General features: G+C 62.2%; 17 protein-coding genes. All 17 read right to left on the bottom strand.

The window, feature by feature from the left end; all coding sequences use genetic code 11:
• Positions 1-39: 39 nt before the first annotated feature.
• A complete protein-coding gene (gene nuoL, locus OKC31_RS00125; RefSeq protein ID WP_270655870.1) occupies positions 40-1,887 on the bottom strand; it encodes an NADH-quinone oxidoreductase subunit L in 1,848 nt (615 codons plus the stop codon).
• Positions 1,884-2,192, bottom strand: coding sequence for an NADH-quinone oxidoreductase subunit NuoK (gene nuoK, locus OKC31_RS00120; RefSeq protein ID WP_005337247.1), 309 nt, complete (start codon positions 2,190-2,192; stop codon positions 1,884-1,886). The genes nuoL and nuoK overlap by 4 nt, the downstream gene beginning before the upstream one ends.
• Positions 2,189-2,740 (bottom strand): NADH-quinone oxidoreductase subunit J, encoded by a 552-nt coding sequence (gene nuoJ / locus OKC31_RS00115; RefSeq protein WP_005337246.1) that lies wholly within the window; start codon positions 2,738-2,740, stop codon positions 2,189-2,191. The genes nuoK and nuoJ overlap by 4 nt, the downstream gene beginning before the upstream one ends.
• Before the next feature lie 10 nt (positions 2,741-2,750).
• Positions 2,751-3,293: an NADH-quinone oxidoreductase subunit NuoI gene (gene nuoI, locus OKC31_RS00110; RefSeq protein WP_167572562.1), complete on the bottom strand. Its 543-nt coding sequence runs from the start codon at positions 3,291-3,293 to the stop codon at positions 2,751-2,753.
• A gap of 10 nt (positions 3,294-3,303) precedes the next feature.
• Positions 3,304-4,272: an NADH-quinone oxidoreductase subunit NuoH gene (gene nuoH / locus OKC31_RS00105; protein ID WP_042019045.1), complete on the bottom strand. Its 969-nt coding sequence runs from the start codon at positions 4,270-4,272 to the stop codon at positions 3,304-3,306.
• Positions 4,269-7,025, bottom strand: coding sequence for an NADH-quinone oxidoreductase subunit NuoG (nuoG, locus tag OKC31_RS00100; RefSeq protein WP_270655869.1), 2,757 nt, complete (start codon positions 7,023-7,025; stop codon positions 4,269-4,271). Before nuoG ends, nuoH begins: the two co-directional genes overlap by 4 nt.
• A gap of 41 nt (positions 7,026-7,066) precedes the next feature.
• Entirely contained in the window at positions 7,067-8,452 is a 1,386-nt protein-coding gene (nuoF, locus tag OKC31_RS00095; RefSeq protein ID WP_270655867.1) for an NADH-quinone oxidoreductase subunit NuoF, read from the bottom strand.
• Complete coding sequence (gene nuoE / locus OKC31_RS00090; RefSeq protein ID WP_005337236.1) at positions 8,449-8,991, bottom strand: NADH-quinone oxidoreductase subunit NuoE; 543 nt, start codon at positions 8,989-8,991, stop codon at positions 8,449-8,451. The genes nuoF and nuoE overlap by 4 nt, the downstream gene beginning before the upstream one ends.
• 80 nt (positions 8,992-9,071) lie before the next feature.
• Positions 9,072-10,877 (bottom strand): NADH-quinone oxidoreductase subunit C/D, encoded by a 1,806-nt coding sequence (nuoC, locus tag OKC31_RS00085; protein ID WP_005337234.1) that lies wholly within the window; start codon positions 10,875-10,877, stop codon positions 9,072-9,074.
• A gap of 2 nt (positions 10,878-10,879) precedes the next feature.
• Entirely contained in the window at positions 10,880-11,554 is a 675-nt protein-coding gene (locus OKC31_RS00080; RefSeq protein ID WP_005344917.1) for a NuoB/complex I 20 kDa subunit family protein, read from the bottom strand.
• Between the two features lie 29 nt (positions 11,555-11,583).
• Positions 11,584-11,988, bottom strand: coding sequence for an NADH-quinone oxidoreductase subunit A (locus tag OKC31_RS00075; RefSeq protein ID WP_270655865.1), 405 nt, complete (start codon positions 11,986-11,988; stop codon positions 11,584-11,586).
• A 100-nt stretch (positions 11,989-12,088) separates the two neighbouring features.
• On the bottom strand, positions 12,089-12,325 hold the full coding sequence (locus OKC31_RS00070; RefSeq protein WP_152564689.1) for a hypothetical protein: 237 nt from the start codon (positions 12,323-12,325) through the stop codon (positions 12,089-12,091).
• Between the two features lie 41 nt (positions 12,326-12,366).
• Positions 12,367-12,936 carry an Lcl C-terminal domain-containing protein gene (locus OKC31_RS00065; RefSeq protein ID WP_005351118.1) on the bottom strand — a complete coding sequence of 190 codons (570 nt, stop codon included), beginning with the start codon at positions 12,934-12,936 and terminating at the stop codon, positions 12,367-12,369.
• Positions 12,937-12,949: 13 nt separating this feature from the next.
• Positions 12,950-14,389 (bottom strand): Lcl C-terminal domain-containing protein, encoded by a 1,440-nt coding sequence (locus tag OKC31_RS00060; RefSeq protein WP_270655864.1) that lies wholly within the window; start codon positions 14,387-14,389, stop codon positions 12,950-12,952.
• Between the two features lie 59 nt (positions 14,390-14,448).
• Positions 14,449-16,896: a proprotein convertase P-domain-containing protein gene (locus tag OKC31_RS00055; protein WP_270655862.1), complete on the bottom strand. Its 2,448-nt coding sequence runs from the start codon at positions 16,894-16,896 to the stop codon at positions 14,449-14,451.
• Entirely contained in the window at positions 16,893-18,899 is a 2,007-nt protein-coding gene (locus tag OKC31_RS00050) for a prolyl oligopeptidase family serine peptidase (RefSeq protein WP_270655861.1), read from the bottom strand. Before OKC31_RS00050 ends, OKC31_RS00055 begins: the two co-directional genes overlap by 4 nt.
• On the bottom strand, positions 18,899-21,037 hold the full coding sequence (locus OKC31_RS00045; RefSeq protein WP_270655860.1) for a TonB-dependent hemoglobin/transferrin/lactoferrin family receptor: 2,139 nt from the start codon (positions 21,035-21,037) through the stop codon (positions 18,899-18,901). Before OKC31_RS00045 ends, OKC31_RS00050 begins: the two co-directional genes overlap by 1 nt.
• Positions 21,038-21,122 lie beyond the last annotated feature (85 nt).

The following is a 21,122-nucleotide window of genomic DNA, read 5'->3' as shown; positions in this document are numbered from 1 at the left end:
AAACAGCCCGGCTGTACGATCTTCGTGTTGTTCATCGCGTTATCCCAGCAGCAACAGCGCCAGCACCAGCACGGCGCCGATCCCCATGGAGGCGGCATACCAGCGCAACTTGCCGGTCACGGTCCAGGCCAGCAGCTGGTTGCCACGCAGGGCAAGCCAGGCGGGCAGGCCCATCATCCAGTCCAGCGGATCCTGCCCGACCAGACGGGTCGCCAGCAGATAGGGTTTGACCCACAACTGGTCATAGAGCCAGTCAAAGCCCCAGGCGTTGAACCAGAGGGTGCTGAGCAGGCGGCCCGGCGCGCTGTTGGCAATGGAGGTGGCCAGACGGCGCTCACCAAGGAACAGAAACGCGGCCAGCGCGATGCCAGCAATGGCAATGATGCCAGAGGCTACCTCCAGTGCATGGCGACCCTCTTCGATATGGTCCCCCGGGCCTGCGGGCAGTACACCTGCCAGTGGCGGGGTGATCAGCGCGCCGATGCCGGTAGAAAGCACCAGCAGCACCAGCAGCGGCAGATGGTGAGCCAGACCGTGGCCCGCATGGGCTTTGGTCTGCTCTTTGCCATGGAAGGCGATAAAGATCAGCCGGAAGGTGTAGAGCGAGGTGAGGAATGCCCCCACCAGACCTGCCCACAGCAGCGCGCTTTGGCCAGAGGTTTCTACTTGCCACAGGATGGCGTCCTTACTGTAGAAACCGGAAGTGACCAGCGGCAGCGCGGCCAGCGCCGAGCCCCCCACCAGGAAGCAGGCATAGACCAGCGGCAGACTCTTGCGCAGGCCGCCCATCTTGAAGATGTTCTGCTCGTGGTGTGTCGCGACGATAACGGCACCGGCGGAGAGGAACAGCAGCGCCTTGAAGAAGGCGTGGGTCATCAGGTGGAAGATGGCCCCTTCCCATGCGCCGACACCCAGTGCCAGAAACATGTAGCCAATCTGGCTCATGGTGGAGTAGGCGAGGATCCGCTTGATATCGGTCTGAACCAGCGCGGCAAAGCCTGCCAGCACTAGCGTGATGGCGCCAACCTGCCCGACCAGATGGAGGATCTCTGGCGCCAGCAGGAACAGGCCGTGGGTACGGGCAATCAGGTAGACACCGGCGGTCACCATGGTGGCGGCGTGGATCAGCGCAGAGACCGGGGTCGGGCCTGCCATCGCATCCGCCAGCCAGGTTTGCAGAGGCAACTGGGCCGATTTGCCGACCGCACCACCCAAGAGCATCAGGCAGGCCAGTGACAGGGCAGGGGAGCCCTCGGCAAACAGGGTGGGAGCACGAACCAGCAGCTCGTGGATATTGAGGGTGCCCAGCTCCCGATAGAGGATAAACAGGCCGATGGCGAGGAAGACATCACCCACCCGGGTCACGACAAATGCCTTGAGGGCCGCCGCTCCGTTCTTGCGATCCTTGTAGTAGAAGCCGATCAGCAGATAGCTGCACAGCCCTACCCCTTCCCAGCCGAGGTAGACAAACAGCAGGTCATCGGCCAGTACCAGAAACAGCATGCTGGCGATAAAGAGGTTGGTGTAGGTGAAGAAGCGGGAGTAACCCTCTTCCCCGCGCATATACCAGGAGGCGAACAGGTGGATAAAGAAACCCACCCCGGTCACCACCCCCAGCATGGTCAGCGACAGGCCATCCAGTGCCAGCGAGAAGCTCGGGGTAAAGTTGCCCACCGCCATCCATTGCCACAGGCGCTGGATATAGACGCCACCCTCAGGCGGGTTGCCCAGAAAGTCGATGCCCACCCACAGGGTAGTGAGGGCCGACAGGCCAATGGAGCCCACCCCGATCATTGCAGAGGTACGCTCGCCAAACCGGCCGAGGGAGAAGGCCAGCACCAGCCATCCCAGCAGCGGAAATAGAAAAGTCAGATATAAGAGGCTCATCCGCGCATCTCGCTCACAGTGTCCACGTTCAGGGTGTGGTAACGACGATAGAGCAGCAGTAACAGGGCAAGGCCGATACTGGCCTCCGCTGCCGCCAGAGAAATCACCAGGATATACATGATCTGGCCATCGGCCTGGGCCCAGCGGCTACCCGCCACCACAAACGCCAGTGCCGAGGCATTCATCATGATCTCGATACTCATCAGGATGTAGAGCAGGTTGCGGCGGATCAGCAGACCGCACAAGCCGATGCAGAAGAGCACCGCGGCCAGCAGGAGGCCGTGCTCCATAGGGATTCCATTCATTGCTGACCTCCTTCTTGTGCAGAGCGGGAAGCAGAGCGCGGGACGGAGAGCACTTCACCGCTCTTCTCTTCCCGCCCCAGGTGATAGGCGGTTACCAGACCCGCCAGCAGCAGGATGGAGGCAAGCTCCACCGCCAGCACATAGGGGCCAAAGAGCTCGACACCCACCTGCTTGGCGGTCACCTCGGTCACCCCGATCAGGCCCCCGGTCACTCCGAGAATGCCGTGGGCCAGAAAGCCCAGCAGGATCAGCGAGAGCAGGGCAGGCCCTCCCCAGGTCATGGGGGTGAGCCACTTTTTCTCCTGCGCCTGGGCACTCCCCAGGTTCAGCATCATCACCACGAACACGAACAGCACCATGATGGCGCCGGCGTAGACGATCACCTGCAGGGCGCCCGCAAAGGCGGCACCCAGGCAGAAGAAGATCATGGCCACGGCGATGAGGGAGATGATGAGATTGAGCAGCGCATGCATGGGATTGCTGGTGCTGATCACCCGCAGCGTGCTGTAAATGGCCACCAGGGCCGAGGCATAAAATGCCAGTTCCATGATTGACTCCTCAGGGCAGCAGGCTCTTGACATCGATGGGCTTGGCTTCGTTTTCGGCATCCCCTTTCGGCTTGCCGTCGATGGCCATCCCGCTCATGCGATAGAAGTTGTAGTCCGGGTATTTGCCGGGCCCGCTGATCAGCAGATCTTCCTTCTCGTACACCAGATCCTGGCGGCGATACTCACCCATTTCGAAATCCGGCGTCAGCTGGATGGCGGTGGTGGGGCAGGCCTCTTCACACAGGCCGCAGAAGATGCAGCGAGAGAAGTTGATGCGAAAGAACTCCGGATACCAGCGACCATCTTCCCGCTCGGATTTTTGCAGCGAGATGCAGCCGACCGGGCAGGCAACTGCGCAGAGGTTGCAGGCCACGCAGCGCTCGTCCCCGTCGGGGTCGCGGGTCAGCACGATGCGACCGCGGTAGCGGGGGGCCGCATAGACTGCCTGCTCCGGATAGTTGAGGGTTTCACGGGGCCGCCAGGCATGGGAGAAGACCATGGCCAGACTGCGTAACTGGGTGCCGACACCCTGAATAATGCTAAAAATTTTCATAATGAGTGCCTCACTGCGTACTTATCAGTACAACTGCCGCGGTGATCAGCATATTGATCAGGGTCAGCGGCAAGCAGACTTTCCAGCCAAACGACATTACCTGGTCAAAGCGCGGGCGAGGCAGGGAAGCCCGCAGCAGGATGAAGAACACCATGAAACAGGCGGTCTTCAGGGCAAACCAGATGAAGGGGGGCAACCAGGGACCGTGCCAGCCACCGAAGAAGAGGGTCACGATGAGCGAGGAGATCAGCACGATGCCGATATATTCGCCCACGAAGAAGAGACCCCACTTCATCCCCGCATACTCGATGTGATAGCCGTCGGCGAGCTCCTGCTCGGCTTCTGGCTGATCGAACGGGTGACGGTGGGTGACGGCGACACCGGCAAACAGGAAGGTGACAAAGCCCAGGATCTGGGGCACCACGTTCCACAAGTCTGCCTGTGCCTCGACGATATCCCGCAGGTTGAAACTGCCGGTCTGGATCACAATCCCCATCAGGGAGAGCCCGAGAAACACCTCGTAGGAGAGGGTCTGAGCCGAGGCGCGCAAGCTGCCGAGCAATGAGTATTTGTTGTTGCTCGACCAGCCGGCGAACAGTACCGCATAGACCGCCAGCCCCGCGATGGCCAGGATGTAGAGCAGCCCCACATTGAGATCCGCCACGCCCCAGGTGGGGGTGATGGGCACCACCGCAAACGCCAGAATAAAGGCAGTGAAGGCGATGATGGGGGCCAGGATAAAGATCCGCCGATCGGCGAACGGCGGGATCCAGTCCTCCTTGAAGAACATCTTGATCATGTCGGCGGCCAGCTGGAGCAGACCAAACGGCCCCACCCGGTTGGGGCCGTAGCGATCCTGCCACAGGGCCAGCAGACGACGCTCGATGAAGCTCATGAAGGCGCCAGCCCCTACGATCCCCACCAGCACGATCAGTGCCTTGCCCACCTCCAGCAACAGATCGATCAGCGACTCGCTCATGCGATCACCTCCTGCAGGTTAGTGATTGAGGCTTGTTGCAGGGCCGTCGGCAGGCCGTTCACCCCAAGGGGGAGCCCCACCAGACCGGCGCTCAGCTGCTCGCTAAGCCGCAGACGCAGTTGCCAGTGGCTACCGCCCCAGGAGAAGGAGACCTGACTGCCCCCGTGGAGGGCCAGACGCTGCGCATCTGCTGGATTCAATACCAGCTCGGGTTCGTTCATCCGGGCCTGAATGACCGGGCTGCGAGCGGAGAGCTCCTCGCCGCCAAACAGCTGGGCATAATTGACCACTTGCAGCGCCTCTGCGGCCTTGAAGGGGGCGGGGATGGTGGTGAACCAGCCGAGCAGCTCCTTGCCTTCTGCCTGCGGGTCTGTTGCTTCCAGCAGACGGCGACCCGGATCGCCAGCACGCAGTTTGCCACCCACTTCATCCTGGAACTTGTTCCAGGCGGAGGGAGAGTTCCAGCCCGGCGCCCAGGCGAACGGTACTTGCGGCAGCGGCTGACGGGCTCCGGCATACCCTTCCATGGAGAAGTTGAAGGGGGAGTCGGGATCTTGCGCTACCCGCGGCTCGCTGACGTTCTGATCCGCCAGCATGGAGGTGCGACCGCTGTAACGATGCGGCTCGCGGGCCAACCGCATGCCACGGATCCGCAAGCCTGAGTTGGGCGCCGCTTCCAGCATGGTAGCCAGCAGCGGATTGCTGGTGGCGCAGTCATGGTTGACCTGGTCGAAGTTCTGCCAGCGCAGCGGCTTGCGTTCGATCGCCCCTTGCAGCGCCGCCAGCCAGCGCCACCCTTCACGCACCTGAATATCGGCGTTGTAGAAGGCGGGTGCATAGACCTGGAAGAAGCGCTGGGCGCGCCCTTCCATATTGACCAAGGTGCCATCGGCTTCGGCAAAACTGGCCGCTGGCAGCACCAGATCAGCCTTGTTGGCGGTCGGGGTCGCCTGATGGTCGATGACCAGCAGGTGCTGCAGCCGTGCCAGAGCAGCATCCACCCGGTTGCGCGGCGCGCGGCGGTAGAGATCGTTCTCCAGGGTGACCAGCGCCAACCCCTCTTCTGACTCGATACGCGCAAGGGCGGCTTCGAGTGGCTTGTCTGACAAGGTTTGAGCGCCCAGCATGGCCAGACCCAGCGAGTTGGCCTCCTGGCCAACCAGCGCGATGCTTACCTCCTGAGCTCGGCCTTTCAGGGCGCGGGCAATGTTGCTGGCCGCCTCAAGCAGCGCCACATCGCGGGCACTGGAGCCTGCAATGATGAGCGGCTTCCTGGCGTTGCCGAGCAGCTCGGCCCAGCGAGTCGCTTGTGCCTGCTGTTCGGGGCCGAGATCGGCCACGGCTGGTGCGGCTGGGTCGAGCAGGTTGGCGATGGCAAAGCCAATGCGCGCCTGATCGGCATAGGGGGCGTGCAGCTTGTCGGCCGCCACATCGTCCAGACGGGTGGTGTCGAGGCTGGTAATGAGCAGGGGGTAGCGCTCGTTCTGACCCAGGGTCTGAACGGCGGCGACTTGCCACAGATCCACCTTCATCTTGCGAGCCAGCTCGCGAGCCTTGCCCTTGACGGCTTGGCGCAGCGCCAACGCGATACGGGCGGCGCTCATGGTGACATCTTCGCCGAGCACCAGAATGGCGTCGGCCTCTTCCATGTCCCGCAGGCTCGGGGTCGGCACGCCGCCCTGTTGCAGGATCTGCTGCATCTTCAGCTGACAGGCCCACTCGGCCTGCTCGACGCCTGCGTAGAAGTTGGCTTCACCCACCAGCTCGCGCAGGGCAAAGTTGCTCTCCAGCGAGGCGCGGGGCGAGCCGATGCCGATGAGGCCGCGGGCGGTGCGCAGCGCATCGGCGGCGCGGTTGAGGGCGCCATCCACCGTGATGGTCAGCTGGTCGTTGCCATCTTTGAGCAGCGGCTGGCTCGGACGGTCCGCCAGATTGACGTAGCCATAGCCAAAGCGGCCACGGTCACAGAGGAAGTAGTGGTTGACGCTGCCGTGGAAGCGGTTTTCGATGCGGCGCAGCTCGCCATAACGCTCGCCCGGACTGATGTTGCAGCCCACGGAGCATTGCTGGCAGATGCTGGGGGCAAACTGCATGTCCCACTTGCGGTTGTAACGCTCGGAGTGAGTCTTGTCGGTGAAGACGCCGGTGGGGCAGACCTCCACCAGGTTGCCGGAAAATTCACTCTCCAGGGTGCCATCCTCGACCCGCCCGAAATAGACGTTGTCGTGGGCACCATAGACCCCGAGATCCTCGCCACCGGCATAATCCTTGTAGTAACGGACGCAGCGGTAGCAGGCGATGCAGCGGTTCATCTCGTGACCGATGAAGGGGCCCAGCTCCTGATTCTGGTGGGTGCGTTTAGTGAAGCGGTAGCGACGGCTGTTGTGGCCGGTCATCACCGTCATATCCTGCAGGTGGCAGGCGCCGCCCTCTTCACACACCGGGCAGTCGTGGGGGTGGTTGGTCATCAGCCACTCCACCACGCTCTTGCGAAATTCTTTAGCCTCTTCATCCTCAATGGCGATGTAGCTGCCATCAGTGGCCGGGGTCATGCAGGACATGACCAGACGGCCGCGCTTGTCATCGGCATTCTGATATTGTTTGACCGCACACTGGCGGCAGGCGCCAACGCTACCCAGCGCCGGATGCCAGCAGAAATAGGGGACGTCCAGACCCAGCGACAGACAGGCTTGCAGCAGGTTATCTGCTCCGTCTACCTCGTACTCTTTGCCGTCTACATAAATGGTTGCCATACAACTTCCCTGAAACCTGTTTTGTGAAATCTGTGGTGTCGTTACCAGCGCTCGCCCAGCAGATTGGGCTGGATCCCTTTGACCGGCTTGCGGTTATCACCGCTGCCTTTGATCCCGGCCTCGAATTCGGAGCGGAAATATTTGATGGCGCTGGCCAGCGGCTCGACGGCGCCCGGCGCGTGGGCGCAGAAGGTCTTGCCCGGGCCAAGGAAACCGCAGAGTTGCTCCAGAGTCGCCAGATCGCCGGATTGCCCTTCGCCACGCTCCAGTGCCCGCAGCAGCTTGACGCTCCAGGGCAGGCCGTCGCGACAGGGCGTGCACCAGCCGCACGACTCGCGGGCGAAGAACTCCTCCATGTTGCGCAGCAGAGAGACCATGCTGATGGAGTCATCCACCGCCATGGCGAGGCCAGTCCCCATCCGGGTGCCGACCTTGCCGATACCAGCGGTATACATCTGGGCATCGAGGTGCTCCGGCAGCAGGAAGCCGGTGCCCGCGCCGCCCGGTTGCCAGGCTTTCAGGCGATAGCCGCTCTTCATGCCGCCGGCGTAATTTTCAAACAGCTCGCGGGCGGTGATGCCAAAGGGCAGCTCCCAGACCCCGGGGTTGCTCACCTTGCCGGAGAAGCCCATCAGCTTGGTGCCGTGATCTTCCGAGCCCGGCAGCGCCAGCCCGTGATACCAGGCGACCCCGTTGCCGATAATGGCGGGGACGTTGCAGAGGGTTTCGACGTTGTTGACGCAGGTGGGTTTGCCCCAGACACCTGAGACGGCGGGGAAGGGGGGTTTGGCACGCGGATTGGCGCGGCGCCCTTCCAGCGAATTGATCAACGCCGTCTCTTCACCACAGATGTAGCGGCCGGCGCCGGTGTGGACGAACAGCTCGAAGTCAAAACCGGAGCCCAGAATGTTCTTGCCCAGCAGACCGGCGGCCTTGGCCTCTTCCACCGCGCGGCGCAGGTGGATGGCGGCATCAACGTATTCGCCGCGCAGGAAGATATAGCCGCGATAGGCCTTGAGCGCCCGGGCACTGATGATCATCCCCTCGATCAGCAGATGGGGCAGTTGCTCCATCAGCAGGCGATCTTTCCAGGTGTTGGGTTCCATCTCGTCGGCGTTGCAGAGCAGGTAACGGATGTTCATGCTCTCGTCTTTGGGCATCAGCCCCCACTTCACACCCGTGGGGAAGCCCGCGCCGCCACGCCCCTTGAGACCGGCATCCTTGACGGTGCTGACAATCTCGTCCGGGCTCATCTGGCCGAGCGCCTTGCGGGCGGCTTCATAGCCCTGTTTGGCCTGATACTCCTCCAGCCACACCGGCTGGCCGTCATCCCGCAGCCGCCAGGTGAGCGGGTGGGTCTCGGGGGCTCGCGGGGTGCGATTGGCGGTGCCAAGAGAGGCGAGGATCTTGTTTTGCGGCAGGCTCATGGGTAAGCCTCCAGGGTTTTCAGCAAGGTCACCGGATCGAGGCCGCCATAGGTGTCGTCATCGATCATGATGGCTGGCCCCTTGTCGCAGTTGCCAAGGCAGCAGACCGGCAGCAGGGTGAAGCGGCCATCCGGGGTGGTTTGACCGGGGCCGAGGTTCATCACCTCCTTGAGACCGGCCAGCAGATCTTCATGGCCATTGATGTAGCAGACCATGCTGTCGCAGACGCGGATGATGTGACGCCCCACCGGCTGGCGGAAGATCTGGCTATAGAAGGTGGCGACCCCCTCCACGTCGCTGGCGGGAATGCCGAGCTCGGCCGCGATGGCGTGAATGGCGCCGTCGGGTACCCAGCCTCTGGCCTGCTGCACGATCTTGAGCGCTTCGATGCTGGCGGCGCGGGGATCTTCGTAGTGGTGTTTCTCGTGTTCGATGGCATCGCGTTCAGCCTGGCTCAGAACGAAGTCGTCCTGTTTGCTGCTGCATGCCCCTTGCCCCTGTGGGGTCTGATTATTGTGACACTGACATTGCTGGCTCATGACTTGACCTTTGGTGGCTTGTCCTTTTACTGCTCGTCCGGCGATCCCAATTCCCGGCCATGGCCGGGAGGGCGGATCACTTAACGGTCCACATCCGACATAACAAAATCGATACTGCCCAGATAGACGATGAGGTCCGACACCATGCTGCCCTTGATCACCGAGGGGATCTGCTGCAGGTGAGCAAAGCTCGGGGTGCGGATCCGGGTCCGGTAGCTCATGGTGGAGCCATCGCTGGTCAGGTAGTAACTGTTGACCCCCTTGGTCGCCTCAATCATCTGGAACGACTCGGCAGCGGGCATCACCGGGCCCCAAGACACTTGCAGGAAGTGGTTGATCAGGGTCTCGATGTGCTGCAGGGTGCGCTCTTTGGGCGGCGGGGTGGTGAGGGGGTGATCCGCCTTGAAGGGGCCTTCCGGCATGTTCTTCATGCACTGCTCGATGATCGACATGCTCTGGCGGATCTCCTCGATCCGCACGGTGGCTCTGTCGTAGGCATCGCCATTGCTGCCGACCGGCACTTCAAAGTCGAACTGATCGTAACCGGAGTAGGGGCGCCACTTGCGTATGTCGAAGTTGAGGCCGGTGGCGCGCAATCCGGCCCCCGTGGTGCCCCAGGACAACGCCTGCTCGGTGGTGTAGGCAGAGACGCCTATGGTTCGACCGCGCAGTATGCTGTTGCGCATCGCCGCTTTTTCGTAATCCATCAGCCGCTTGGGCAGCCAGCTCAGCAGGTTGTCCTGAACCAGCCGTTGCCATCCCTTCGGCAGGTCGTGAGCCACACCGCCGATACGGAACCAGGCCGGGTGCATGCGGGCACCGGTGATCGCTTCGATGATGGTGTAGATCTTCTGCCGGTCGGTGAAGGTGAAGAAGACCGGGGTCATGGCCCCCACGTCCTGGATATAGGTACCGAGGAACAAGAGGTGGCTCTGGATGCGGAACAGCTCTGCCATCATCACCCGGATCATGTCGACCCGCTGCGGCACCTTGATGCCAGCCAGCTTCTCGACCGCCAACACATAGGGGAGGTTGTTCATCACCCCGCCCAGATACTCGACCCGGTCGGTATAGGGGATGTAGCTGTGCCAGGACTGGCGCTCGCCCATCTTCTCGGCACCACGATGGTGGTAGCCGATGTCGGGCACGCAGTTGCGGATCTCCTCGCCATCGAGCTGCAACACCAACCGGAAGGCGCCGTGGGCAGAGGGGTGGTTGGGGCCGAGGTTGAGGAACATGTAGTCCTCATTCTCGTTGCCGCGGGCCAGCCCCCACTCTTCCGGTTTGAACAGCAGGTTCTCCTGCTCCATGTCCTGTTTGGCGGCATCGAGCATGAAGGGATCGAATTCGGTGGCGCGCGCCGGGTAATCCTTGCGCAGCGGGTGACCCTGCCAGCTCTTGGGCATCATGATGCGGGTCAGATGGGGGTGGCCATCGAAGGTGATGCCCATCAGATCCCACACTTCCCGCTCGTACCAGTTGGCATTGGGGAAGTGGTTGGTGATGGTGGGCAGATGCAGGTCACTTTCGGCCAGCGCCACTTTCAACATCACATCGGCGTTACGGTCGATGGAGATGAGGTGATAGAAGACGGTGAAATCGCTCTGGGGCAGACCGTCGCGATGGCTGCGTAGCCGCTCATCAGTGGCGCTGAGATCAAACAGCATCACAAACGGGGAGGGCACCTTGCGCAAAAAGCCCATCACATCCTGCAGCAGTTCGCGGGGAAGCCAGACCACCGGCACGCCGGTGCGCGTGGTCTGCACGGTGAAGTGCTCGGCCCCGAAGTGGGCAAACAGTTCGCCAATGACTTTGGCATCCTTGTGGTCGCTGGGCTGCCACTGGGCCATGGCGTAATTGCTGGGAAAATCACGAGTCAGTTTCATGGTCAGATCTCATCCGGCGTGCGCAGGTTGGTCACATTGATCCGTTCGCCGCGCTTGCGCTCTTTTTCGGCCTGCATCTGGGGACGGTAGATCCCCTGATCGCCCACCACCCAGGAGAGGGGGCGGCGCTCTTTGCCGATGGAGTCCTGCAGCAGCATCAGGGCTTGCAAAAAGGCTTCGGGACGGGGCGGGCAACCCGGAATGTAGACGTCGACCGGCAGGAACTTGTCCACTCCCTGCACCACGGAATAAATGTCATACATGCCGCCGGAGTTGGCACAAGCCCCCATGGAGATCACCCACTTGGGTTCGAGCAACTGTTCATACAGGCGCTGGATGACTGGCGCCATCTTGATGAAGGGGGTCCCTGCAATCACCATGAAATCTGCCTGACGGGGCGAAGCGCGGATAACTTCGGCGCCGAAGCGGGCCACATCGTGGGGGGAGGTGAAGGCGGTACACATCTCCACGTAGCAGCAGGAGATGCCGAAGTTGTAAGGCCAGAGGGAGTTTTTGCGGCCCCAGTTGACTGTGTCTTGCAGCACCTCCTCGAGGCGGCCCATCATGATGCCGCGCGTCGCTTCTTGCGCCAGTGGGTCATCGACGGTCTGGCGCTGCTCCTGGGGGTAGCGCTCAACGGGTGCATCCGGGTCAATCCGGGTCAGGGTGTACTTCATGGTGCAACCTCAAGGAAAGGGTCTGTGGTTCAATCACTGTTTTTGTTGTTCAACGGCGGTTTGCGCGGTGACCAGTCCAGTGCGCCGATGCGCCAGAGGTAGATCAGGCCGATAAGCAGCAGTCCGATGAAAATGGTGGCTTCAATAAAGCCGACCCAGCCGCTCTCCCGCACGGAGACAGACCAGGCGAACAGGTAAAGGGCCTCGACGTCGAAGATGACGAAGAACATGGCGACCAGATAGAACTTGGCGGAAAAACGCAGGCGGGCACTGCCGACCGAGTCGACACCAGATTCAAATGGCTTGTTCTTGGTACGGCCGTAGGCACGACCTCCCAGCAGGGCGGCGAGGCCTATCATCACCAGACAGATGGTGATGGCACCGATGACATAAATGGTAAAAGCCCAATGTTGAGCAGAAATATCAGCAAACATAGAGGTTTTTCCTAACCAAATTAATCAAGCGACTTAACAATAATGTTACGCATTATGACACTTTCGCACTGATTTACATGTCATTTTTACGGGTTAATTATTAATCGGTTAATCGGTAATTAAATTTTGTTAAGAAGCGCACTTTTTTGTTGGTTATGGCGGGCGGGAAAGGCCTGTAAAGCGCAGAGAGCTGCTCCTCGTTATCACCTGAAAGGGGTAAATGCCGCGGGCGAAGCCGGATCAGGTCGGTATCGCGGGCAGGGGGCACAGGTGGGAGAAGAGCGTGATGGCGGGTGAGATAGGGGGTGGCAAGAGCAATAAAAAGAGAGGCTTTCAAGCCTCTCCTGTCATCGCGTTCCGGTTTCGAGCGTGGGGCGGTCAGGGTTTATTGGCGACTAGCAAGACCTGATCCGGGTAGGCGCCAATGGAGCGAAGACCGATATCTCCCGAGGTGATATCCAGATACGCCCGCTGACCATTGGCGGAGGTTACCGTGCTGCTCATCAGATAGACATAGCCCTCATTGACCTCTTTACCGCCCCCCGCCATGGCGCGCGGGAAAATGGCTTCATTGAGAGAGGGCTTGTAGCAGGCATGCTCGACCAGGGTTGCCAGCTCCTTGATGTCGGGCAGGCGCCACTGGCTGATACCGCCGAAGTGATAGAGAGCATGGCTGCTGTCACTGCGGATCCGCTCCGCCACTTGCAGCCCCTGCTGCCAGTAGTAAACGGTCGGTTCACCCAGGCAACTGCTGCCACTCCATGTCTGCCCCAGTTTGCATCGCATCCAGGTGAGGCCGGTGTGTTGATCCGTGACGGTGCCGTTGCCATGGTCAAGAAAACGGGCAGAGGGGGCGGTGCGATCCATGGTGTCATCACAAATGGCAGCACCGTGGGCCAGGGGGGCCAGCAGTGCCAGCATGGCGAACGAAAAGCGATAAAGGCTCATGATATTCCTCGGATTATTGGGGAGTAGCGACCAGTCGTACTTGCATCAGCTCGATATATTCATCTTGCTGCACCCGCGCGGGATAGGTGGTGCCCGCATCTTCTCCCAAGAGCAGGACTGTGCGTTTGCTGATGGGGCCACCGGAGAAGCGCTGGGCGGTGTTGCTGGTGGCGCTCCAGTAGTAGCCATGGTAGGTGTCATCTTCCGAGGGGGCGATATCCGGGAAGTAACGGGTGTCCACGATGATGCGCTGACCCAGCGGGTCCTTGGCCAGGCTACCGTAGTGCATCAGTGACATCAGCTCACCCATGGTGGGCAGCCGCCACTGGCTGATGCCGCAGCGCTGCTCGCCATTGAGCCACTGCTGATACGCGCGGGTGGTCAGCATGGTGGTCAGCGCCTGTGCCCGGGCGAGGGCCGCCAGATCTCCTTCGGCGGTGAGCTGTTCGATCCTCTTATGAATATGCTGGTAGGCCTCTTGCTGCTCGCCTGCGGTCGCCTTGAACTGCTCATCCTCATAGGCAAAGGGTCTGCTTTTCCAGTCAGGACTCAAGGGATCATCCGATTTGACCTCCCACACCAGACCGGTATTGAGATCCTTGACGCACTGCCAGCTCGGCGCGTTGTCAGGGAGCGCCTGACCGCGATCATCGAGTTTGCGATAGGCAAGCTGGGGACGAGTGCGATTCCAGCTGGCATCTTGTCCCGGATAGTCGGCGGGCTCCTGTTCCAGCAGCGGATCGTTGCCATCGCTGAAGGTGGTGACGCCGGTGACGGTCAGCAAGTTGCGTGGCTGCTGCTGCACCAGCAAGGTCAGCAGCTCGCTTTGGGTCTCTTCGGCAAACTGGCCGTTGCGCTGCCACTCCTGAGCCAATTGCGCCAGCATCAGGCTGATGGCGCGATAGCTGGTGGTGAGCAACTGGGTCTCCTTGGCGGTGGCAAGGCGTGTGCGGGCCTGTTGCTGCAAGTTGATCGCCACCTGTTGCAGGGCCTGATCAAACTGGCCGAGACCTGCGAGGGCCACGCGGTCGCTGCCCGGTTGCAGCGGGGCGAGATCGGCCAGCAGCTGCGTCAGTGCGCGATCGGCGGCCACCCCTTCGGCAATGCGGCTCTGCCACAGGGTGCTGAGCAGGGTCGGTTGCAGCCGTTGTGAATCCCCTTTGGCGGCCGGATGTGCCAGCAGCAGGTCTCCGCTCCTCGGTACGAACAGCAGGGGCGAGTTGACGATGTTGGCCGAACGGCTGACCAGGGCCACAACTCCTTCGCCGCTGACGGCAGGATCGGCGGGATCACATTGCCAGTTCTGATCCAGATCGGCGCACAGGGTACCGGCGGTCGGCAGAGCGACATCGACCCGGTAGTCCGGGATCGCCAGTGGTGCGTTATCTTCCCCGCCGCCACAGGCGGTGAGCAGGGCTGAGAGGGTTGCAATAACCAGTACGGATGGTTTCACTTCACATTCCTTGATTCGGTCACAGGTTCACGGGGGCGGTAACCCCCGTGGTGCAGGATTCAACGGCGCGGGGTGCTCCGGCGCCAGAGGCGGGGCCAGAGGGCCAGCAACAGCAGCAGGGGGGAAGCCGTGCCGCCCCCCCCTTCATCCTGCTCAAGGGGAATGATGCCGGTGTTGGGCAGGGCTTCATCCTTGTCGCAGCGGGCGCCGACTTGCTGGGCTACCCGCCAGTTGCGCAACTGACCGGTGTCACCGGCGCTGGTGTCGTTGATCTCCAGCAGCCAGCGGCCAGCGAGCGGTTCGCCGTGCAGCTTGTCCAGCGATTCGAACGGTACCAGTTCACGGGGAAACTCCCCCTTAAGCCGGGTATGGCTGGCGTAGCCCTTGTTCCACAGGCTGATCCGGGTGCCGTAAGGGGAGGTGAGCCAGATCTCCAGCTGCTCCAGCTTGCTGTGCTCCAGATCGAGGGCGACCACGAATCCGCTGTCGATGCGGGCCTTGCTCTCGGGCAGGGTGAGAGTGAAGCGGGACAGGCCGTGCCGCTCATCGCTCACCGCATCCTTGATCTGGCCACCCTGGCCGATGGCCCGCTGCCAGAGCGGTTCACCGATCGGCAGTTGCAGGTCAAGGCGGGTCTGGCGCTCGGTGGGGCTGGGCAGTGTGAGCTGGAACTGCAGCGGCAAGGTGACTGCCTCGCCACAGGTCAGGTTGCTCGCCGCTTCCAGCGGCAGGGTCCAGCGGGCGGTGCCATCGGCGTTGAGCTCTCCCTGCCAGTGACCGTCACCCATGACCCCCTTGCTCGGGAGCAGGCTGGCGTCAGCCACGGTCAGGGGGCGGCCGCTCTGGTTGGTCAATTCGATGGCGAGGCTCTTTTTCTCCCCGGGCAACAGGTAGCTGTCATCGGCAAGGCGGGCCGCGATGGGCGTTGGCAGCAGGGCGTGGTGGCGGAAGGCCTGCTCCAGCAGCTTGCCATAGCTGCGGTCCGGATAGAGGCGGTTGGCGGTATCCACGGTGACCCGCGCCAGCTGGGGCATCCGCACCTGAGGGCCGAGGCCGAAGTGGGATTCAATCAGCAGGGTATCGAACTCGTCACGGGCTACCTCGCCATACTGTTCAACGGCCTGGCGCAGCGCGGTGAAGAGCGGGGTGCCCCACAGCTGGTCGCCGTTGCTGCCGTTGATGGTGAGGTGAGCCGGATAGAGGAAGCCCGGATGATAGCGCGCCCGCAGATCATCGAGCTGACGGGGTGTCCGGCCGCTGATCCTGGCATCCCAGTTGAAGACCATGAAAGGCTCGAACTGGCGGGCTTCGGGACTGCGCTGGCGCCAGCTGGCGGCCAGATAGTCGCTAAAGCCCTCGCCGATGGCGCCCCAGTCCCCCTCTTCTCCCATGTCGGGCAGGATATGGTGCTGCACCGCATGGCCAAATTCGTGCCAGATCACCATGGGATCTTCCGCGTCGGGCACCCCTATCCGGCCAATTTCCAACCGGCGCAGGAAGGGGTCATAGAGGGAGTTGTCCTGCTCCCCGGCATCGGTATCGATGGCCAGGGGGCCGCCCATCAGCGTCGGGTAGCCAAGGGATTCCACATGGCGCTGGGCCAGATCCAGATGGTAGTAGCCATTGATATCGAGGAAGGCGGGCTGCTGGTGATCCAGCTGGAAGCCATCGGCATCAGGGCTGCTAAAGGGGGCAGTTTCCGGCTCCGTGCCATCCACGACCCGGGCGCGTGGGCCACTCAGCTGGTAGGTGTCATCCACCTTTTGTACCGTGAGCGGGACGGTGCGATAGGCCCGGTTGTCCAGCACCAGATCGTGGCGCCACAGCAAATTGCCATCTTGCAGCTGAGTGCGTGGGTCGAGGGCAAAGATGCGGGCCTGCACCGTGGCCGCTTCCCCTGCCAGCGGGACTGCTTCAGCACGGGTGTTGGCCTCTTGCAGCGTGCGCCCCAGCAGGGCGCTGCCATCGCAGGTGACAAACAGTTGCCAGTGGCTGCTCTTGCTGTTGCCCGGCTGGCTTTCCACCGCCAGCAGACGCCAGGCCGCAGTCAGGGTGTCGCCATCCTGCCAGTACCAGGGCTGGGCTTCGTCACTGCCAGCGAATTGCCACACCGTACTATCCAGCGTGGCGGTATAGGCATCCACCCCGGCGCGGCTTGCTTCATCACATGGAGCCGCCTGTGCCTGCATCAGCCGGGTATTGTGATAAAGGCGCCACGGGCGACCCTGCTCATCGAGACTGACTGCGGCCATCAGGCCGGCGATCGGTGCGCCATTGAGCTGCTGGCGATAGTGAAGATAGTGGCCCAGCTTGCCTTGGCGCTGGTAGGCCGGGGCATCACTCAGGGTGACGCCGAGCTGCTGTTCGAGCCAGAGGCGGGTATCGGCCGGGGCGTCCTGTTCGACAAAACGCAGTTCGGCGGCCTGAGTGGAAAAGCCAGCCAGCCCCAGCAAGAGGGCGGGCAACAGGGGTTTCATAGTGGTACTCCCAATCAGCGGCAGGGTCATTGATTGATCCCCGCCAGATGCAACAAGAAGGCAAATTCACGAGCCCGATCGCCACCACCGGCGCGGTGGCCACCCTCCAGTTCGGTCAGCAGCAGGTAGGGGCCGGAGCCCGTGCTGTGCTCCCGCAGGCGGGCCAGCCACTTGACCGGCTCCCAGTAGGGCACCTGGCTGTCGTGCAGGGCGGTAGTGACCAGCAGGGGCGGGTAGGGGGCGCGGTGCAGGTTGTCGTAGGGGCTGATGCGGCGCATCGCCTGATACTCTGCGGGCTTGGCCGGGTTGCCCCACTCCTGATACTCCTGACGGGTCAAGGGGAGGGCAGGATCGCTCATGGTGCCGAGCATATCGACGAAGGGAACCTGCAACACGGCGCCGCTAAAGAGTGTCGGTTGCTGGTTGAGGGCCGCAGCAACCAGCGTGCCCCCCGCGCTGCCCCCCATGGCAAACAGGGGCAGGGGAGCAGAGTCGGGCGACCAGTGGCGCAGGACGCTACCTGCGGCGATAAAGTCGCTGATGCCGTTCTGCTTGTGGATGCCCCGTCCGTCGCGGGTCCACTGCTCCCCCAGCATGCCGCCGCCGCGCACATGGGCGATGGCGTAGACAAAGCCCCGATCCAGCAGGCTTAACAGCTCTTTCTGGTAGTAGGGGCGCATCGGCGTGCCATAGGCGCCATAGCCGTAGAGCAGTACGGCGCGAGGGGCCATATCCTTGCGCCACACCAGCGAGACAGGCACCCGAGTGCCATCGGCAGAGGTGATCCAGCGCCGCTCGCTCTGATAGGGCAATACTTTATTGCCTGCGGTGTGCTGGTCGTTGATCCACTGGCCGCTGGTCAAATCCAGCCAGCGCTGGCCGGGGGGCTGACTCAAGCCCTGACTGCGCACCAGAATGCGGTCGCTGGCCGGGTCATGTTCTCCTTGCAGCCAGCCGGTACCGGCGCCACTGGCCAGCGGCAGGCGCTTGCGTTCATGGCCGTTGCGATCGAGCAGGGCGAGCCAATCCTCCCCCTGCTGGCGAAACTGCACCCCCAGATGGCGATCGAACAGTCGCCACTTCTCGGGATCGCCGAGATCCTCCCCTTTGGCGGGCCACAGGCGCTGCCACTCACCGAGCGGCGTGCTGGCTGAGTAGAGGGCAAACGCCCCCTCTCGGTTGCTCTTGATCACCCAGCCGGATTGACTGTCCATATAGTATTCCACCCCGCGCTGGCGGGGTTTGACCTGCTGCGGCTTGCCCGAGTCGAGCAGGTACTGCTCCGAGCTGTCGTGGTTGTTGCCCTGCAACACCAGATGCTGGCCATCCGTGGTGCGATAGAGGCTGAGCAGCCAGGCGGGATCCTGCTCCTCATAGACAGTCTGCTCCTGGCCATCCTGCCAGCCGCGCAGCTGCCAGGGGCGCAGGGTGTAGCGCTCGTTGGCGATGGTGTAGAGGGTGCGACCATCTTGTGACCAGACGAGATCAGCGCTGCGCTGTGCCAAACTGGCCAGCGCCTTGCCGCTTTGGAGATCGAGCAGGGTGACCTGATAGTCGAGATCGCCGCGCCTGTCTTCGGCGATGGCCAGTGTGCGGTTATCCGGGCTCAGTGCCCAGCCGCCCGCTTCGTAATAGCCCTCACCCGCTCTGGCGGGAAGCCGTTGCTGCACCTTGTCCCCGTGGCGTTGCCAGAGTGAGCCATCCGGGCGCAGCTGCCATGCCTGATCGCCGCGGACAAGCCAGTTGTATGGCACGGGTTCCCCCGCCGGATGGCGGGCAAACTCGGCGCGCAAGGTTGCTTCCAGCGGCTGCTGCGCGGCGAGTTGCTGCTCGCTCCAGCGATTTTGCTGCTTGAGCAGGGCGAGAATGGCCGGGTTGCTGCGGCTCTCGTCCCGCAACCAGAAGTAGGGATCCTGGCGTACGGGATTGCCTGAAATCAGGTGCGATTGGGACGGGATCGGCGGTGGCAGGGCCTCTTGCGCCCACGCCAACGGGGCGGCCAACAGGGCCGCCATGATTGCATGATGCTTCATCACATCCCCACGAAACGGTAACTGAGGCTGGCTGACAGGTAGCGGCCGCTCTGGCTGTAGAGGGAGGTGTCGCTGCCAGCCGGAAGTCCGGCCACATCCTGATAGCGGACGTAGCGGGTATCGAGCAGGTTGCCGATGGTGGCATTGACCTTGAGCTCCTCGGTGATCTGCCAGTCGCCGGTGAGATCCAGGCTGAACCAGCCTGCGCTGCTCTGGCAGGCACCGTTGTAGCCAGTCTGCGCATTGGCGCACTGGGGCACCTTGGTCATGGCGGCGGCATAGTTGCCACTGAGCTCAACCCCCCAGTCGAGCTGTTGCCAGCGCAGGGTGGTGTTGCCTTCCAGCGGTGTCTGGGTGCGCAGCGGCTCACCGCGGTGATCTTTGCCATCCATCCAGGCCAGATTGGTCGAAAGCTCCCACTCGTCGCTCAGCCAGAGGCTGGCGGCCAGCTCGGCGCCCCAGGTTTCTGCTTTGGCAACGTTGCGATATTGGCGCAGGAAGACACCGTCATCGAGGCGAAAACCGGTCTGGCGCCAGTCGATGAAGTTGTAGTAGCGGTTGTAGAAAACGGCCGGTTTGACGCTCCAGTTGTCGCTTTGGCCATTCACTCCCCACTCCAGACTGTGGCTGGTCTCCTCCTTGAGGTTGGGGTTGGCAATGATCTCGAATGGCGGCATGGCAAAGTAGTGGGGAATGTTGCCGTAAACCTGATCGTAAGCGGGGGCGCGGAAGCCGTTGGCATAGCTGAGCCAGCTGCGCCATGTCTCGTTGAAGCGGTAACTGGCCGCCACACTGGGGGAGATGTGGTCGCTGTGGTTCTCGGCCAGATTGCTGTCCGGTGCGCGCAGGCGCTGGCGGTCAAAGCGCAGGGTCGGGGTAAACTGCCAGTTGCCCAGATCGATCACATCGCTCAGCCAGATGCCATCGCGGCGGGTCTCGGCCTTGCTGAAGGGGGCTTTCTGTCCCTGGGTGGTGATGCCATCTTCCAGGGTCAGATTGCTGACCGGTCGCTCGTGGTTGGCCTGCTCCACTTCCACACCGTAGCTGAAGGTGTGATCCAGCGAGCCGGTGCTCAGCTTGCTCTGCAACTCCAGCTCACTGCCAAGGCGCAGCTCCTCGAACGTGGAGAGGGTGCGCTGGCTGCGATATCTGGGATAGCCGCTCAGGGCATCGTTGCGCAGCAGCTGGCGCTGGTTGGCTTCGTTGCGTGACTGGTTGCCAAACAGGCTCCAGTTGAGGGTATCGACCATGCCCAGATCGTTGGCTTCCCAACTGAACTTGCCGCCTTGGGTGCGCTGATCGCCATCTTCCTGAAAACCGACCACATCCCAGCTGCCATCGGGTTGGGGCACCGCCTTTGGGCCCATCTGGCGTTTGGCGTGATCCTCGTAGTAGTCCAGCTCCAGCCGCAGAGCGTGATGGGCATTGAGGGGGAGGCGGCTGCTGGTGGAGGCGCTCATGCCATCCAGATCCGCCGGAATGCGGTTCTCTTCAAAGTTGGCGGTTTCGTTGCCACGCCAGCCGGAGAGGCGCAACAGATGTTCGCTCTCCAGTGCCCGCACCGCGCCGGTCATGCTGAGCTTCTTCTTGTTGCTGTCGCCACCGTAGAGAGTCTTGGCCGCCAGATAGCTATCTTGCTGTTGCAGATAATCTTCCGGCTGCTTGGTATTCATCACCACGGTGCCGCCGATGGCATCGGAGCCATGCAGGGAGGAGCCGGCCCCCTTGGCCACCTCAATCTGCTTGATGTCATCAAGGTCGAAGTTGAAGCGACCCACCTTGTCATTGATGTTGTCGGCGCCAAAGCCGTCGCTGACGCGTACCCCATCCTTGATCAGCAGGATACGGTTGCCACCGATGCCGCGCACGCTGATGTTTTGCGGTCGCCCGGCAGAGCCGGTGACCGAGACACCGGGGATCTTGCGAAACACATGAGTCAGCTCGCTGGCGACCTGACGGTCCAGCTCTTCCTGGGTGATGACGGTAATGGAGCCGGAAACATCGGAGAGTTTCTGTTGTACCCGTTGCCCGGTGACAATGATGGTGTCGTCGCTGCGAGCCTTCTCCACAGGGGGAAGATCGGCCGCGCCAGCGGAGGCACACAGGAGTGCCGGCCATGCCTGAAGCAGTTTGTTCATAATGATAATTGTTTTTATTTAAGCCTGAGGGGCGGCATTATTGCAGAGGCCTGACCACTTGACAATAAATGGCAATCATTATCAT

The organism is Aeromonas sp. Y293-4 (assembly GCF_027705905.1).
In the GTDB taxonomy this organism is placed as follows: domain Bacteria; phylum Pseudomonadota; class Gammaproteobacteria; order Enterobacterales; family Aeromonadaceae; genus Aeromonas; species Aeromonas veronii.
This window is presented reverse-complemented; position numbering and strand designations above follow the sequence as displayed.

What these genes read in the sequence shown, in the direction of transcription:
- nuoL (WP_270655870.1), bottom strand. Translation starts at nt 1,887, where the DNA reads ATGAGCCTCTTATATCTGACTTTTCTATTTCCGCTGCTGGGATGGCTG.
- nuoK (WP_005337247.1), bottom strand. Translation starts at nt 2,192, where the DNA reads ATGAATGGAATCCCTATGGAGCACGGCCTCCTGCTGGCCGCGGTGCTC.
- nuoJ (WP_005337246.1), bottom strand. Translation starts at nt 2,740, where the DNA reads ATGGAACTGGCATTTTATGCCTCGGCCCTGGTGGCCATTTACAGCACG.
- nuoI (WP_167572562.1), bottom strand. Translation starts at nt 3,293, where the DNA reads ATGAAAATTTTTAGCATTATTCAGGGTGTCGGCACCCAGTTACGCAGT.
- nuoH (WP_042019045.1), bottom strand. Translation starts at nt 4,272, where the DNA reads ATGAGCGAGTCGCTGATCGATCTGTTGCTGGAGGTGGGCAAGGCACTG.
- nuoG (WP_270655869.1), bottom strand. Translation starts at nt 7,025, where the DNA reads ATGGCAACCATTTATGTAGACGGCAAAGAGTACGAGGTAGACGGAGCA.
- nuoF (WP_270655867.1), bottom strand. Translation starts at nt 8,452, where the DNA reads ATGAGCCTGCCGCAAAACAAGATCCTCGCCTCTCTTGGCACCGCCAAT.
- nuoE (WP_005337236.1), bottom strand. Translation starts at nt 8,991, where the DNA reads ATGAGCCAGCAATGTCAGTGTCACAATAATCAGACCCCACAGGGGCAA.
- nuoC (WP_005337234.1), bottom strand. Translation starts at nt 10,877, where the DNA reads ATGAAACTGACTCGTGATTTTCCCAGCAATTACGCCATGGCCCAGTGG.
- OKC31_RS00080 (WP_005344917.1), bottom strand. Translation starts at nt 11,554, where the DNA reads ATGAAGTACACCCTGACCCGGATTGACCCGGATGCACCCGTTGAGCGC.
- OKC31_RS00075 (WP_270655865.1), bottom strand. Translation starts at nt 11,988, where the DNA reads ATGTTTGCTGATATTTCTGCTCAACATTGGGCTTTTACCATTTATGTC.
- OKC31_RS00065 (WP_005351118.1), bottom strand. Translation starts at nt 12,936, where the DNA reads ATGAGCCTTTATCGCTTTTCGTTCGCCATGCTGGCACTGCTGGCCCCC.
- OKC31_RS00055 (WP_270655862.1), bottom strand. Translation starts at nt 16,896, where the DNA reads ATGACCCTGCCGCTGATTGGGAGTACCACTATGAAACCCCTGTTGCCC.
- OKC31_RS00050 (WP_270655861.1), bottom strand. Translation starts at nt 18,899, where the DNA reads ATGAAGCATCATGCAATCATGGCGGCCCTGTTGGCCGCCCCGTTGGCG.
- OKC31_RS00045 (WP_270655860.1), bottom strand. Translation starts at nt 21,037, where the DNA reads ATGAACAAACTGCTTCAGGCATGGCCGGCACTCCTGTGTGCCTCCGCT.